Genomic DNA, 14,309 nt, shown 5'->3' with positions numbered 1-14,309 from the left:
TTGTACCGGAGGATATGCCATGGGGAGCAAGGTTAGAGTAGGTTTAGTTTACGGGGGGAAATCGGGAGAGCATGAGGTCTCTTTGCAAACGGCTTACGCTGTAATGGGTGAATTTGACTACAGCAAATATGAAATCAAACCTTTTTATATTACGAAGCAAGGCGAATGGAAAACGGGAGCCGTTTTGCATAACCGTCCAAGCAGTGTAGAAGATCTACGCAACACAACAGACGAGGCTGAGGAAAATGGCTTTGCTCTTGCTCCATTATTTCAAGGTTTGAATAGAAGCTCAAAATCGGCTGGCGATGAGCCGCGCATTGATGTGATTTTCCCATTGCTGCACGGAACATTTGGTGAAGATGGTACCATTCAAGGGCTGTTCGAAATGGCCAACATTCCTTACGTCGGAGCGGGTGTTCTCGCTTCTGCCGTTGGGATGGACAAGATTCTAATGAAAAAAGTATTTGCGCAAGAAGGCTTGCCGCAATGCGTTTTCCGGTACTTTAACCGTACACAGTGGGAGAGAGACGCATCTTTCTTCATCATGGAATGCGAGGTTTCACTCGGCTATCCATGCTTTATTAAGCCAGCCAACCTAGGTTCTAGTGTAGGCGTATCCAAAGCGAAAAACCGTGAAGAGCTTATTAATGCCATCAACTATGCGTTCCGTTTTGACCGTAAGGTTATTGTAGAAGAGTTCGTGGATGCCCGCGAGATCGAAGTAAGCGTACTTGGCAATGATGATGCCAAAGCATCCTTACCTGGCGAGATTGCGCCTTCTAACGAATTTTACGACTATAAAGCCAAATACATCGATGGAAAATCGACGATGCAGATTCCGGCTCATTTATCGCCTGAGCTTACAGAATCCGTTCGCGAAATGGCCGTTCGTGCATTTCAATCCATTGATGGCTCGGGATTATCACGTGTAGATTTTTTCCTTCGCAAAAGCGACAATCAGCTTTTTATCAACGAAGTCAACACATTGCCTGGTTTCACACCTATCAGTATGTATCCACTTATGTGGAAAGAAACCGGCATTCCATATAAAGAATTGTTAGACACCTTAATTTCCTTAGCTCTTTCCCGTCACGCGGAGAAGCAGCGGATAGATTTTACAGGTGAAGCATCACAATCGTAAGATGCATTTCTAACGATCTCTAATTTGTTATAATTTCTATAAATTTCTTAACTTTCTATAACTGTTTGTACACATATGAGAAAAAGATATAGGGAAAAATTTCTTTTATTATTTACTTTGGGGCTTCAATCCTTATCTTTGTATCCGAGGTAAACAGGTAAAAGATCTTTTTTCCTTCTTAAAATGGACAAGTTGTTCTTCAATGCCCCAAAAGCTCGGAAAGGGTTTAAAGGTATGTGAGAAAAACGCACCAAAAGTAAAGCGTGTCCCGTAGGGACGAAAGCGATCCCCCGCAAAAGTAGAAAGCTCGCGCAGTGCAACTCCTAGGTTAGTCCAATTGCGGGTGTCCAGAGGGTGCAACCCTCGGGGCCCTCCCTTGGAAGGGAGGGTTTGGGTGGGATCGAAAAGTTTGTGAAGCTCGAAAAGTTTGAAAGCTCGAAAAGTACGAAAATTTTGAATGACTTGAAAGGTTAAGAGGATTAATCTTTTAACGCACCAAAAGTAAAGCGTGTCCCGCAGGGACGAAAGCGATCCCCCGCAAAAGTAGAAAGCGCGCGCAGTGTAACTCTTAGGTTAGTTCAGTTGCGGGTGTCCAGAGGGTGCAACCCTTGGGGCCCTCCCTTGGAAGGGAGGGTTTGGGTGGGTTCGAAAAGCTTGAAAAGGGTTTAAGGGTTTGATATTAATGTTTTAAAGGTTTGACATTAAGGTTTAAAGGTTTGATAAGTTGATATTAATGTTATAAATTTTTGAAATAAGCCTTTAAAGGTTTGGTAGTAAAGCCCTTTGAAGGCACGGTAGAAATTTCACTGAAAGGAGGGAAAAAATATGGGTTTTGCAACTGAGTTTAATTCTGTGTGCAAATTTAAGTCCGAACAAGAGCTCTATGAATTGTTGGAGTATGGTCGGGGCAAAATGGTCAAGAGCGGCTTTCGCGTATTTCCAACTGGCCAAAAGGTGATTGCTTATACACCAGCCAATGAAGCGATTGCGATTGTCCGCATTTTAGCTTCTATCGCAGAAATTAATTTTCAAGGCGAAGAAGTGACACAAGTGGAGATGGAGCTCGTGAGAAAATTGACTGAGGAAGAATCAAAAGTTCAAACGGCGCTTGCTTTTGAAATGTTTTTTGGAGAGAGGGCCTAATCGATGATTGTCAGATTAGGTTTTGTCGCAATGAGCTTGCAGGTTGAGAATGCATCGCCTTCAAGAACGATGACGTTTGCGAACTTCTCGAAGCTAAACGACCGCGAGGCAGGGATTCGGAAGCTGGAAAGAATAGCAGAGGAAAATCTGCGCAGTACGCTGCGGATTTTGAAGCATTGCAAAGCCAGCGACATTCAAATGTATCGCTTTTCGTCAAAGCTTATACCCCTTGCTACTCATGAGGACTTATTGGACTGGAATCCATTTGAAGCGCTAGCGCCAGCATTTCAGGAAGTTGGCGAGTTCGTGCAGAAGCACGGAATAAGAGTATCCTTTCATCCGGATCATTTTTGCGTGTTCAGCACGCCTAGACCGGAGGTGCTCGCGAAATCAGAGCTGGATTTGCTCAATCATATTCTTATGCTTGAGGCAATGGGGCTTGATGAAGCGACAAAATGCAATATACATATCGGTGGAGCATACGGCGACAAGGTTGTAGCTGGTGAACGTTTTGTTCGCCAGTTCAGCTCCTTGTCGCCTCGCTTTAAACATCGGATTACGCTTGAAAATGATGATAAAACGTTCAATGTCAGGGAAACGCTAGAGGCGGCTGAGCAAGTTGAGGTTCCGATGGTGCTCGACATTCACCATCATGCTGTTAATGCAGGAGACATCTCAGATGACGAATTATATGAGCATTTATGGCCGCGTATTGTTCAAACCTGGGACAAAGAGCGAGAGCGGCTGGGCATAGCTAGTACAAGCCAGCTTCCTCCCAAAATTCACGCTTCCAGTCCAAAAAGCTTATCTGACCCCCGTGGTCATGCAGATCATGTGGAAGCGGAGCCGCTTGTACAGTTTTTGYGTCATGCGGCAAGAAATACCGAATATTTGGATTGCATGCTTGAAGCCAAAAGCAAGGACGAGGCTTTGATGAAGCTGATAGAAGACTTAAGGCAACTGGAAGCAAGCGCAGAAGGCATCAAGGTGTTGGATGGCGGCCGCGTAGAAATTACTGCTGAGTAGGTATAGCAGCAAAATAACACCGTCAGGGCTTGCCTTGGCGGTGTTATTATATAGCGGGCGCTTCCAAGTAGATGCATCATTATGTAACTGAAAAGGTGAATTCGCATGGAATGGATACTTCTTGTACTTCTTGGCGTTGTAGCAGCGATGTTTGGCAGTATTGTAGGACTTGGCGGCGGTATCATTATCGTTCCTGTCTTAATGCTCATTGGTCCCGCATTAACGGGAGAAGCTATTGGACATGCAACAGCAGTTGGCATATCATTAACGGTATTAGTCGTTACGGCACTTGCATCTACACTGAGCTATGCCAAACGTAAAATCGTTGATTTCCGCAGCGGCTGGATATTTTTTGTGACCAGCGGGCCTGCAGCAATGATTGGCTCCGCTCTTACGGGTAAGCTGCCTGCAGGTGTATTCCAACTTGTTTTTGGTATTTTCATGCTGCTGATGGCATCATTATTAATTGCTCGTGACTACATGAAACCGTTTTCGAAGCAGTGGCCAATCGTTCGAACGATGACCGATGCATCAGGCGAGGTGCATACGTACAGCTATGGTATTATGCCTGCACTCGGCATCGGTTTTGGCGTAGGTCTCATGTCTGGCTTATTTGGAATCGGCGGCGGGTCGCTGTTTGTCCCTCTTATGGTGCTGTTATTTCGTTTTCCGCCTCATATGGCAACTGCAACGTCAATGTTTGTTATTTTTTTATCATCAATTCTAGGGAGCGGAATGCACGTTTATCTAGGTGAAACAGATTGGCTGCTCGTGCTTGCATTAGTGCCTGGAGCTTGGATCGGCGGAAAGCTGGGTGCGGCAATTGCTGTGAAAATGAGCGGCAAGGGCTTACTTTGGCTGCTTAGAGTGACGCTTCTTCTGCTTGCGGGACAATTAATCATTGAAGGCTTGCGTTCATTTTGATATGGTTGGAGTAATCATGCGAAACTTGGTAAAAGCATCAAACGTAGTAGACCTTAACATGGATAGAAATGTTCGTGAATTTACATAGAGGGAAGAGTGATGGATCGTGAATGATCAGAACAGTACTTCCGTCGTTGGCGGTAAAAGCTTTACTGCTGTCGCAATTAATTGTGCGTCGAAAGCAGGAGAATGGATTAAGACGAAGCTTGGCAATTTTGCAAGCCTTGATATAAAGTATTCCTCGCATGATCTTGTTACGGAAATTGATAAAGGTTCCGAGCGTTTAATAAAAAATCTAGTGATGACTCATTTTCCCCATCATTCTTTTTTGGGAGAGGAAGGCGTAGAGCCTGGGCCGGAAGCGTCAACACGTGCGCTAGAGAACATCCGTGACGCTGAATATTTATGGATCGTTGATCCTATTGATGGCACGACGAACTTTGTTCACGGATTTCCTTTTTTCTGTGTATCCATTGCCTTGGCGCATAACGGCGAGGTGATCGTCGGCGTGGTCTATGACCCGATGAAGGATGAATTGTTTGTAGCCGAAAAAGGCAAGGGAGCATACGTGCATGGAAAACGGATGCAGGTATCCAAGGAGGATACGCTGCGCGGCAGCTTGGTTGCAACAGGTCTTCCGGCTGACCATCATTATGCGCTGCCTTTAAATTTGAAAGGCATTCAAGCAGTTGCCCCGCAGGTTCGAAATCTCCGTATAGCCGGCTCTGCTGCTATGCATATGGCCTATGTGGCGGCAGGACGCTTGAGCGGGTTCTGGGAGATTGGACTGAATAGCTGGGATCTGGCTGCCGGCTCGCTGCTCGTTCAGGAATCGGGCGGTATTGTGACGAGTACAGTTGGCAAGCCTTACGAATTGGGAACGCGAAATATCGTAGCGTCAAATGGCCACATTCAGCAGGAGCTTATCTCGGCGCTTGCCGAGGCGAAAGCAAGCGAATAAACGCAATAGACAGCGTGTACACAAACACCAAAAAAGCAGCCAGGCTTATAAATTGCCAAAGCTGCTTTTTTTATGAATTTGAAAGTATTAAACTCGGCTATTCCAAGCCTCTGCAAGCAGCTCGCTGTTAATGCCCACAGCAGCCAAAGATCCCATTGAAGCAGCCGTAATGGCTTGATACAGCTCCGTCGCAGCATCACCAGCGCCATAGATACCTGGAATGTTTGTTTTCCCAAACATATCAACAACAACAGTCCCTGCTTCAGTGACTTTGCAGCCTAATGTTTGCGGCAAGTCTGAGCCAGCAGCAAGCTTTGGTGCAAAGAAAATTCCTGTACACGGAACAATAGTACCGTCCTCCAGCATAATTTGCTTCACCATGCCATCGCTAGATTCAATACGCAGGATAGGTGAGTTAAAGGTAGGAACGTTATGCAGCTTAAGCTCCTCACGCTGCTCATCGGTCCATTCATCAGGACCATCGGTACAAATGGTAATTTGGCTTGTCCAACCCGACAGCATTTTGGCAGAGTGCAGCGCTCTATCGCCTTTGACAATCAAGACAAGCGGTTGGTCTCTTAATTCCCAGCCATCACAATAAGGACAGACGAAGGCACTTTTTCCATATACTTCAGACAGTCCATTAATATCGAGAGGGATGTCTTTCATTCCTGCTGCAAATAGCAGCTTTTTGCTTTGATAGATTTGTCCCTGTGCAGTCGAAATTTGAAAATGGCCATCGGTTCCAGTGATCGACACTGCAGCATCCTCTACAAAATGAACCGTAGGATATGCGCTAATCTGCTCCTTTGCGACTCGTCGAAACTCGCCCGGACTAATGCCGTCTCTGGTAAGAAAACCGTGAGTTTCGCGAGTAACTCGGTTGCGCGGACGCCCTTCATCAATAACAACTACGCTTTTTCTTGCTCTGCCTAGTACAAGTGCAGCACTCAAGCCTGCAGGTCCCCCGCCAATAATTGCTGCATCGATCATTTGTTCCATGTTAAACATCCTCTCGAATGGCTAATTTTATTTTTACGCAGAAAGAGTAGTGAGACTTGTTTATTTTACGGTTTGTGTTAATGGATTGAAGGCAGCAGAGTCTACCACCCACTGGATCGTATGCTGCTGAAGGTACTGCTGCATATGACGTTCAGCACCAATCATCACTTTTTTTACAAGACATCCCTTATTTTCTGAATGGTCAGTGGACTCAAGCTCTAAATCTTCAGCTTCAAAAAATAAATGATGATGCTGATCGTCAATATTAAAGCACTCATATAAAGGCTGTCGTCCCTCAATAACTTGAATGACATCAAAAAATGTAATTTGATCTGCAGCTCTAGCAAGCTCGTAGCCGCCGCTTGCACCCGTCACAGCATGTACGATGCCGTCCTGGCGCAGCTTGGACATAATTTTGGATAAGTAGCTCTCTGAAACTCCGAGAGAAGAAGATAAATCTTTAATACCTATGTTCTGACCGCGCTCAGCATGGGCTAAGTGAATTAAAGCATGAAGTGCATAACCGATACTTTTTGAATATTGCATAGGGTACACTCACCCTCCTTTAATACTTGTACTTAATCATTATGGATCTACAATGTCCATTATAGACAACGTGAATCCATAATGCAATGGTGTAATACAAATACGTAAATTTGCAAGGATTTACAATGTGTTTTGTCGAATGAAATAGCATGGAAGTACTGGAGATAAGCCAGGAGGAGTGAACGATGGTGACAGTGAAAAAACGAATTGCTGCGATGATGATGACAACCTTATGTTTAGGCATGCTGGTTGCATGCGAACCAAATGAAACGTCGTCAACAAATACAAAAGTAAATGAAGCGACGGATAAGCCTGAGAAAACGATGGCAATTGATGAAAGCACTGAGCCGTCAGAGCAAGAAGAGCAAGACGAGGCTTACACTGTACTCGCGAAGGAGCTTCGAGTGCCTTGGGTCATTACTTTTGACGAGGACATTGTTTTTATAAGCGAGCGCGAAGGAAATATTGTGAAGGTAGATGGCGATGCGACGACACGTCAAGCGGTTCATTTGCTCAAAAGTGTACATGACCGCGGAGAAGGCGGATTTTTAGGTTTTCTGCTTGCTCCGGATTTCGCTCAGTCTCGAGAGGCCTACGCGTATCATACTTACGAAGAAAATGGTCGTGTAATGAACAGAGTCGTGCTTATTAAACAAAATGGCGGGCAATGGGATGAGGTTAGAGCACTGCTCGAGGGCATTCCTGGTGCTGCGAATCACGATGGCGGACGGCTGGCGATTGGGCCCGACAAGCTGCTTTATGTAACAACAGGAGATGCCCAGCAGCCGGAGCTGGCACAGGATCGTAACAGCCTTGCAGGAAAAATCTTGCGAATGACGTTAGATGGCAAGGTGCCAGCGGACAATCCGTTTTCCGGCTCCTATGTGTATTCTTATGGACACCGCAATCCTCAAGGGCTTGTTTGGAATAGTGAAGGTGTTCTATTTAATACAGAGCATGGCCCTTCGGGAGATCCTGGCGGACATGATGAGATTAATAAAATTGCAGCGGGCGGCAATTACGGCTGGCCTGCGATTTATGGCAGTGCTGCGCAGGAAGGGATGATAACGCCAATTTATCATACCGGCGAAGAAGCGATTGCGCCCTCAGGCGCGACAATCGATGAGAACAATCGAATATGGATTGCAACTTTAGTAGGCGAGGCGCTTTATCGCTATGACCCAGCATCCAAAAACATGGAAAGGGTATTCGAAGGCGAAGGAAGACTTCGTGACGTAAAGATAAAGGACGGACGTATTTATGTCATCACGAATAATACCGATGGCCGCGGTAACCCGTCACCATCGGATGATCGATTGCTTATAGTAAAGCAGGTGAAATAAAAAAGCTCAGGAGCCTATTTCAGCTCCTGAGCTTTTTTTGATCTAAACTACAAAGCTTATTTATTACAAGTTAGTGAAAGCATAATTAATGGCTTTAATCGTTTCATCAATGTCAGCCTCGGTATGGGCTGTCGTAAAGAACCAAGCCTCATATTTGGATGGTGCAAGATTGATGCCTTGATCCAGCATGAGCTTGAAAAATCTGCCGAACAGCTCACCGTCTGTATCCTGTGCTTCATCATAATTCGTAATCGGATGATCGCAGAAATGTGCGGAGAAGGAGCCGCGAATTTGGTTAATTGTGAGCGGTATGCCATGCTGCTTGGCAGCGGCGTGCAATCCTGTTGCAAGCTTCGTAGCCAGTGCGTTCATTCTATCGTAAATGCCAGGCTCTTGGAGCAGCTCCAAGCACGCTATGCCTGCTGAGATCGAGGCAGGATTGCCGGCCATCGTACCTGCTTGATAAGCAGGGCCGAGAGGGGCAACCTGCTCCATAATTTCACGGCGTCCGCCGTATGCACCGATTGGAAGGCCGCCGCCGATGATTTTGCCTAATGCGGTTAAATCCGGTTCGATGGCTTGGTGATCAGGGAACGCAACATAGGTCTGTGCTGCTCCGTAATGGAAGCGGAAGGCGCTGATGACCTCGTCGTATATAACTAGCGCTCCAGCTTCGCGAGTGAGCTTGCAAAGCCCCTCTAGGAAGCCTTCATGCGGCATAACCATACCGAAGTTGCCGACAATCGGCTCAACCATAACAGCGGCAGTCTCATGACCCCAGCGATCGAGTGCAGCTTTCAGCGCAGGCAGATCATTAAATGGCACGGTGATGACTTCACTAGCGATGCTTGCAGGCACGCCTGCACTGTCTGGAATGCCCAGAGTAGATGGACCAGAGCCTGCTGCGACGAGCACAAGGTCTGAATGGCCATGATAGCAGCCAGCGAATTTAATGATTTTGGATTTCTTTGTGTAGGCGCGAGCGACACGAATGGTTGTCATGACGGCCTCCGTACCGGAATTGACGAACCGCACCTTGTCGAGAGATGGGATGGCTTCTTTCAGCATACGAGCAAGCTTAATTTCCAGCTCCGTTGGTGTGCCGTATAGCGTACCGTTCTGAGCTGCACGAACGATAGCTTCTGTAATATGGGGGTGAGCATGTCCAGTAATAATAGGGCCATAAGCAGCTAAATAGTCGATATAGCGGTTATCATCGACATCCCAGAAATAAGCGCCCTCGCCACGTTTCATAAATACGGGTGCGCCGCCGCCTACCGCTTTGTAACTGCGGGAAGGGCTGTTGACGCCGCCAACAATATGCTGCAGCGCTTCTTCATATAGTTTTTCGGAATTTTGTCGCTTTGTTGTCATGGAAAGCAGCCTCCAATGGGATTCATAGTTGTAAGTCAATTTAAACAAGTTGAGAGAGTGTGTCGTATGATGTACAGCAGTGGCGCACCTAGAAACAAAATACACGCAACTTGAAGCGCCGTTGCGTGTACGTATGTTTACTGCTGTTTATTGCTGCTGTCGCTGCCGCTTGGTGTACTGCTTGGCGAAGCAGTAGGTTCTGGAACGGTGTTGTCTTCTTGCAGCGTCGTCTGTACGAAGGAGCGCAGCTCATCTTCATCTCTAATTCCAATAACAGACGCGCCGCCAACCCGATCCTCCGCGATGAGATCCATCGGCGGTATTTGCGTTGTGCTGGCCACATGGCTTTTGACGCCAAGCTGACCGAGCTTCAGCATATCCGGCACACTAATGTTTGTTTTCACATAAGGCTGAACGCTTTCAAGAATTTTTTTCATTTGGATAATGTTCCATGTCGATTGAAGCTCTTTGGACACCGCCTGAAGGAAATTTCTCTGACGCTCCGTTCTTGTGAAATCGCTCATCGCATCGTGGCGGAAACGAACGTATTGCAGGGCTTTATCGCCGTCAAGCAGCTGGTAGCCTTTTTTGAGATCAATATCGTAGCGATTGCCGTCGGCGTTATCGGTGTAATGCATATCTTTTTCGACATCAAAGTAAATGCCGCCCATTRCGTCAATCAGGCTTTTAAAACCTTCAAAGTCGGTATAAACATAATATTGTATGTCGAGACCAAGCAAGTCTCCAACCGTTTTCATAGCGAGCGGATATTCTCCTAAAGTAAGTGCTGTATTAATACGGCCTTTCCCATGTCCTTCTATGCTGACGTAAGTGTCGCGAAGAACGGAGAATAGATGTGCTTTCTTGGTTACAGGATCAAAGGATGCAACCAATATGGAGTCTGAACGAGCCGCTTGCCCCTCGTCTAGCCCGCGAGCGTCACCGCCGAGCAGCAATATATTAACGCGCTCTTTGCCTTCCCATTCAGGAATAGGTACTGGCGTTGCTTCAGCATCCTCGATAGGAGCCTTTGTTGGCTCTGGATCACTGAACTTATCAAGCGCACTGTAAACACCTACGCTCCAATAAATAACAAACGCTGCTACCACACCAAGAATGACAGAGAGGCTGATATAAATCCTTTTCCATCTTTTTTTCTTCGCCATTTTAGCAGTCTCATTTTTCGATTCTTCAGTCGTCTCTTTATTCGTCTCTTTAGGCATTTCGTTAGACGTGCTCCTTTCAGATATTGCGGAATCGTTTTGAAACAATGAGGGTAGATTTCAATGTAAGCATGAGCAAAGATGGCATAGCGAATGATCCGCTCCCAGAAAAAGAAGTTAGCAGAGCAGTATACGTTAGAAATATAAGAACGCATAAGTATGAGCCTTATTAACAGCTTATATTTCATCAGCAAACAAAAGCTTCGCTGCACAAGGCAAAGACAGTCGTTTACGCTAGGCGTGAACTAATGTATGATTACATATCATAAAATTATAAAGCTGAACGACATGCAGAAGCAAGTTTTATCGTTTTAAGTAAATAAAGATCGCTATTTCCTAGGAAATGTCGAAGTGGAAGGGGCTATAACAACCAGATGTTAGCAATCGATGTAAAGGATTTACGCAAGCAATTCAGCGTGCAAAAAAACCGAGAAGGCCTATCCGGCGCCCTCAAGGACTTGTTTAAACGCGAGTACAACGAGGTAACGGCGGTAAAGGATATTTCATTTCAAATCCCGCAGGGTGAAATTTGCGGGTATATTGGCGAGAATGGAGCCGGAAAATCGACAACCATCAAAATGTTGACCGGTATTTTGGTACCGACCGCAGGCGAGCTCAAAGTAAATGGCTACGTGCCTTTTAAGGATAGAGAGAAGTTTGTTAATGGCATTGGTGTTGTATTCGGACAGCGGTCTCAGCTGTGGTGGGATATAGGCGTTATTGAATCGTTCCAATTATTGCGCAAAGTATACCGGGTTTCGGAGGCGGATTTCCGCAAACGTCTTGACGAGCTTGTTGAGCGGCTACAGCTTGGCGACTTATTAAATCGTCCTGTACGCAAGCTAAGCCTTGGACAACGGATGCGCTGCGAGCTTGTCGCTTCACTCCTTCACAATCCATCTATTCTTTTTCTAGATGAGCCTACAATTGGTCTGGATATCGTCGTGAAGACAGAAATTCGTGATTTCCTGATGCAAATGAATAAGGAGCAGGGTACGACTATTTTGCTGACGACTCATGATCTCCAGGATATTGAAGCACTTTGTTCTCGCGTCATTATGCTTGATGATGGCCGCATTATCTATGATGGCGGACTGGAGGATCTGAAGAGCCGTTGGAGCAAAGGACGCGAAATTCAGTTCCAATTTGCAGGGCATACTGCGCTTGCCAAGCTGCAGCAGTTGACGAGCACACTCGATGTAACATGGACAATGGAGAATGAAGTGAGCGCAAAAATGTGGCTGCCGCATGCCGTTAATGTCTCGGATGCATTGGCATGTGTTGTAGGCGGCGTTGAAATTCGCGACATTAAAATTATCGAAACAAACACCGATGACATCGTTCGAAGCATTTATTCCTCTGGCTCTGCGGCAACATCCAAGGAGACGGTTCAATCATGATGAGCGCTTATATCGACTTTATTCGAATACGGTTTATCATGATGCTTGCGTACCGCGTTAATTATTATAGCGGTATCATTATTTATGCGATTAATATCGGCGCTTATTACTTTCTATGGCAGGCGATTTATGGGGACAAGGAGACGCTGGCCGGTTTCACGGTAACTCAAATGACAACCTACGTTGCGGTATCGTGGATGGCTCGTGCTTTTTACTTCAATAACCTGGACCGCGAGATAGCGAATGAAATAAGGGACGGTAGCGTAGCAGTACAGCTTATTAGACCTTATTCCTATTTAGTCGTAAAAATGATGCAAGGTTTCGGAGAAGGCTTGTTCCGAATGCTGCTCTTCATGGTGCCGGGGATGATTATCGTTTGTTTCTTATTTCCCGTTAAATTACCGACAGATCCGATGACCTGGCTAATTTATTTAGTCATGCTGTTCTTTAGCTTTCTTATCAACTCGCAAATTAATATTTTGACCGGCCTATTCGCATTTTTCGTTGAAAATAACGAAGGCATGATGCGAATGAAACGTGTTATGGTCGATTTGTTTTCTGGCGTAGTTGTGCCGATAGCGTTTTTCCCAGGCTGGCTGTCAGCTATTATGCAGTGGCTGCCATTCCAAGCCATTACGTATTTGCCAAGCTCCGTCTTCACGGGGCGGACGCCTAGCGATCAAATATTGCAGGTGTTTGGCATTCAAGTGCTTTGGTTTGTTGGGCTGCTGGTGCCAATCTGGTTAACGTGGCGCGCCGCTCGCAAGCGGTTGTTCGTGCAAGGGGGATAATAAATATGAGATACGCATCATTATTTTTGGAGTACATTAAAAACTACGCGAAGACGCGTCTTACTTATCGTGCTGACTTTTGGATTGAGGTACTTTCCGATTTATTGTTCCAAGGGATGAACCTCATCTTTATTTTGATCGTGTTCCAGCACACGCCGTCGCTTGGCGRCTGGTCTGAGGCAGAGGTCGTATTCGTTTATGGTTTCTTCATGATCCCATATGGTGTGTTCAGCACTTTCTTCAGCATATGGAATTTCAGCGAGCGTTATATTGTGAAGGGCGAGATGGATCGTGTTCTAACCCGCCCAGCACACAGCCTATATCAGGTGCTCCTCGAAAATGTAGATCCGCCTTCTTTAATCGGTTCTTTCGTTGGGGCTATTATTATGGTGCTATGCTGGACACAGCTCGGTTTGCCTTTCGAGATTCTCGATCTATTTGTGCTGATGCTCTTAATATTAGGTGCAGTGCTGATTTATGCGGGGCTCTACACGGCACTTAGTGCCATTTCCTTTTATTCGGATGCACCGACTGGAATTGTGCCATTGATGTACAACATTCAAAATTACGGACGTTACCCGGTTAATATCTATAACAAAATGATCCGCTTCGTATTAACATGGCTGCTGCCGTTTGCTTTTGTAGGCGTCATCCCAGCTTCTTATTTTCTTGAGAAGAAGGCGGATGATCTCTCACAGCTCGCGCTCTTAACTCCGGTCATGGGAATTATCGTGTTCACTCTAGGGCTGTTGTTATGGAACCATGGCGTGAAGCGATACCGAGGAGCCGGCTCTTAAACGGCTTGGTTTTAATTGAATAGGTGTGCAGCAAAAATGATGGGGGACTAATCATGACACAGCTTCAAGTGGGAGATATGGCACCGGAGTTTGTATTGCCGGCGTCAAATGGAGAAGATGTTTCACTTAGCGATTATCGCGGGAAAAATGTTGTCCTTTACTTTTATCCAAAGGATATGACGACGGCTTGCATACAGGAATCATGTGATTTTCGAGATGCAAACACAGAAATGCTGAAACGAAATACTGTTATTTTGGGGATTAGCCTAGATACGGTAAAGTCTCATCAGCGTTTTATTGAAAAGAAGGAGCTTCCTTTTCTGTTATTAGCTGATGTGGAGCATGAGGTGTGCGAGCTGTATGGAGTATGGAAATTAAAGAAGCTTTATGGCAGAGAGTATATGGGTCTTGTCCGATCGACTTTTCTCATCGATGAAGCGGGCAGGCTCGTGCAGGAATGGCGTAAAGTAAGGGTGAAGGGGCATGCAGAGCAGGTTCTGGATGCCGTAAAGGATTTGCAGCCGGCTGCTGCTAAATAATTGAAAACAGGACGGAGCAGGAAGTAGCTGCTCCGTCCTGTTTTTTTTGTTTTGGACTCTTACAAATTTGTCACCTGAATTGTCACCCTAATCGATGGT

General features: G+C 45.9%; 14 protein-coding genes. 10 read left to right on the top strand and 4 right to left on the bottom strand.

All coding sequences use genetic code 11. The annotated features are described in order from the left end of the window. Nucleotides 1–19: 19 nt before the first annotated feature. The 5 genes from AC1DSE_RS04690 (at nucleotide 20) to AC1DSE_RS04670 (ending at nucleotide 5,195) form a co-directional block, all read left to right on the top strand. Entirely contained in the window at nucleotides 20–1,141 is a 1,122-nt protein-coding gene (locus AC1DSE_RS04690) for a D-alanine--D-alanine ligase (protein WP_441885130.1), read from the top strand. Between the two features lie 825 nt (nucleotides 1,142–1,966). Beyond that, nucleotides 1,967–2,284 carry a hypothetical protein gene (locus AC1DSE_RS04685; RefSeq protein WP_054026471.1) on the top strand — a complete coding sequence of 106 codons (318 nt, stop codon included), beginning with the start codon at nucleotides 1,967–1,969 and terminating at the stop codon, nucleotides 2,282–2,284. Nucleotides 2,285–2,287: 3 nt separating this feature from the next. Then, nucleotides 2,288–3,310, top strand: coding sequence for a UV DNA damage repair endonuclease UvsE (gene uvsE, locus AC1DSE_RS04680; protein ID WP_477527446.1), 1,023 nt, complete (start codon nucleotides 2,288–2,290; stop codon nucleotides 3,308–3,310). 105 nt (nucleotides 3,311–3,415) lie between these two features. Continuing rightward, on the top strand, nucleotides 3,416–4,234 hold the full coding sequence (locus tag AC1DSE_RS04675; protein WP_441885134.1) for a sulfite exporter TauE/SafE family protein: 819 nt from the start codon (nucleotides 3,416–3,418) through the stop codon (nucleotides 4,232–4,234). Between the two features lie 106 nt (nucleotides 4,235–4,340). Next, nucleotides 4,341–5,195, top strand: a complete 855-nt coding sequence (locus tag AC1DSE_RS04670) for an inositol monophosphatase family protein (RefSeq protein ID WP_477510425.1) — start codon at nucleotides 4,341–4,343, stop codon at nucleotides 5,193–5,195. Between the two features lie 87 nt (nucleotides 5,196–5,282). Here the strand turns inward: AC1DSE_RS04670 and AC1DSE_RS04665 are convergent, their stop codons facing one another. Beyond that, on the bottom strand, nucleotides 5,283–6,197 hold the full coding sequence (locus AC1DSE_RS04665; protein WP_477510426.1) for an NAD(P)/FAD-dependent oxidoreductase: 915 nt from the start codon (nucleotides 6,195–6,197) through the stop codon (nucleotides 5,283–5,285). A gap of 60 nt (nucleotides 6,198–6,257) precedes the next feature. Beyond that, on the bottom strand, nucleotides 6,258–6,743 hold the full coding sequence (locus tag AC1DSE_RS04660; RefSeq protein ID WP_477510427.1) for an RrF2 family transcriptional regulator: 486 nt from the start codon (nucleotides 6,741–6,743) through the stop codon (nucleotides 6,258–6,260). 185 nt (nucleotides 6,744–6,928) lie between these two features. Here AC1DSE_RS04660 and AC1DSE_RS04655 point away from each other — a divergent pair, with 185 nt between their 5' ends. Next, on the top strand, nucleotides 6,929–8,086 hold the full coding sequence (locus tag AC1DSE_RS04655; RefSeq protein WP_477510428.1) for a PQQ-dependent sugar dehydrogenase: 1,158 nt from the start codon (nucleotides 6,929–6,931) through the stop codon (nucleotides 8,084–8,086). A gap of 63 nt (nucleotides 8,087–8,149) precedes the next feature. On the opposite strand, the gene AC1DSE_RS04650 is transcribed toward AC1DSE_RS04655, so the two are convergent. Next, nucleotides 8,150–9,460 (bottom strand): glutamate-1-semialdehyde 2,1-aminomutase, encoded by a 1,311-nt coding sequence (locus tag AC1DSE_RS04650; RefSeq protein ID WP_076271140.1) that lies wholly within the window; start codon nucleotides 9,458–9,460, stop codon nucleotides 8,150–8,152. A 137-nt stretch (nucleotides 9,461–9,597) separates the two neighbouring features. Next, the gene (locus AC1DSE_RS04645; protein ID WP_477527445.1) at nucleotides 9,598–10,683 is read right to left on the bottom strand and encodes an LCP family protein; all 1,086 of its coding nucleotides are present in this window, start codon (nucleotides 10,681–10,683) and stop codon (nucleotides 9,598–9,600) included. 374 nt (nucleotides 10,684–11,057) lie between these two features. Between AC1DSE_RS04645 and AC1DSE_RS04640 the strand changes: the two genes are divergently transcribed. Genes AC1DSE_RS04640 through bcp form a run of 4 tightly spaced genes read left to right on the top strand, consistent with a single transcriptional unit; the run spans nucleotide 11,058 to nucleotide 14,210 of the window. Then, nucleotides 11,058–12,083, top strand: a complete 1,026-nt coding sequence (locus AC1DSE_RS04640; protein WP_339206887.1) for an ABC transporter ATP-binding protein — start codon at nucleotides 11,058–11,060, stop codon at nucleotides 12,081–12,083. Then, nucleotides 12,080–12,874: an ABC transporter permease gene (locus tag AC1DSE_RS04635; protein WP_076271138.1), complete on the top strand. Its 795-nt coding sequence runs from the start codon at nucleotides 12,080–12,082 to the stop codon at nucleotides 12,872–12,874. The genes AC1DSE_RS04640 and AC1DSE_RS04635 overlap by 4 nt, the downstream gene beginning before the upstream one ends. Before the next feature lie 5 nt (nucleotides 12,875–12,879). Next, on the top strand, nucleotides 12,880–13,671 hold the full coding sequence (locus tag AC1DSE_RS04630; RefSeq protein ID WP_477527444.1) for an ABC transporter permease: 792 nt from the start codon (nucleotides 12,880–12,882) through the stop codon (nucleotides 13,669–13,671). Nucleotides 13,672–13,724: 53 nt separating this feature from the next. Next, a complete protein-coding gene (gene bcp, locus AC1DSE_RS04625; RefSeq protein WP_477510430.1) occupies nucleotides 13,725–14,210 on the top strand; it encodes a thioredoxin-dependent thiol peroxidase in 486 nt (161 codons plus the stop codon). The last annotated feature ends 99 nt before the right edge of the window (nucleotides 14,211–14,309 follow it).

The organism is Paenibacillus sp. 01L418 (genome assembly GCF_056400045.1).
This window is presented reverse-complemented; position numbering and strand designations above follow the sequence as displayed.

What these genes read in the sequence shown, in the direction of transcription:
- AC1DSE_RS04690 (WP_441885130.1), top strand. Translation starts at nt 20, where the DNA reads ATGGGGAGCAAGGTTAGAGTAGGTTTAGTTTACGGGGGGAAATCGGGA.
- AC1DSE_RS04685 (WP_054026471.1), top strand. Translation starts at nt 1,967, where the DNA reads ATGGGTTTTGCAACTGAGTTTAATTCTGTGTGCAAATTTAAGTCCGAA.
- AC1DSE_RS04675 (WP_441885134.1), top strand. Translation starts at nt 3,416, where the DNA reads ATGGAATGGATACTTCTTGTACTTCTTGGCGTTGTAGCAGCGATGTTT.
- AC1DSE_RS04665 (WP_477510426.1), bottom strand. Translation starts at nt 6,197, where the DNA reads ATGGAACAAATGATCGATGCAGCAATTATTGGCGGGGGACCTGCAGGC.
- AC1DSE_RS04660 (WP_477510427.1), bottom strand. Translation starts at nt 6,743, where the DNA reads ATGCAATATTCAAAAAGTATCGGTTATGCACTTCATGCTTTAATTCAC.
- AC1DSE_RS04655 (WP_477510428.1), top strand. Translation starts at nt 6,929, where the DNA reads ATGGTGACAGTGAAAAAACGAATTGCTGCGATGATGATGACAACCTTA.
- AC1DSE_RS04650 (WP_076271140.1), bottom strand. Translation starts at nt 9,460, where the DNA reads ATGACAACAAAGCGACAAAATTCCGAAAAACTATATGAAGAAGCGCTG.
- AC1DSE_RS04640 (WP_339206887.1), top strand. Translation starts at nt 11,058, where the DNA reads ATGTTAGCAATCGATGTAAAGGATTTACGCAAGCAATTCAGCGTGCAA.
- AC1DSE_RS04635 (WP_076271138.1), top strand. Translation starts at nt 12,080, where the DNA reads ATGATGAGCGCTTATATCGACTTTATTCGAATACGGTTTATCATGATG.
- bcp (WP_477510430.1), top strand. Translation starts at nt 13,725, where the DNA reads ATGACACAGCTTCAAGTGGGAGATATGGCACCGGAGTTTGTATTGCCG.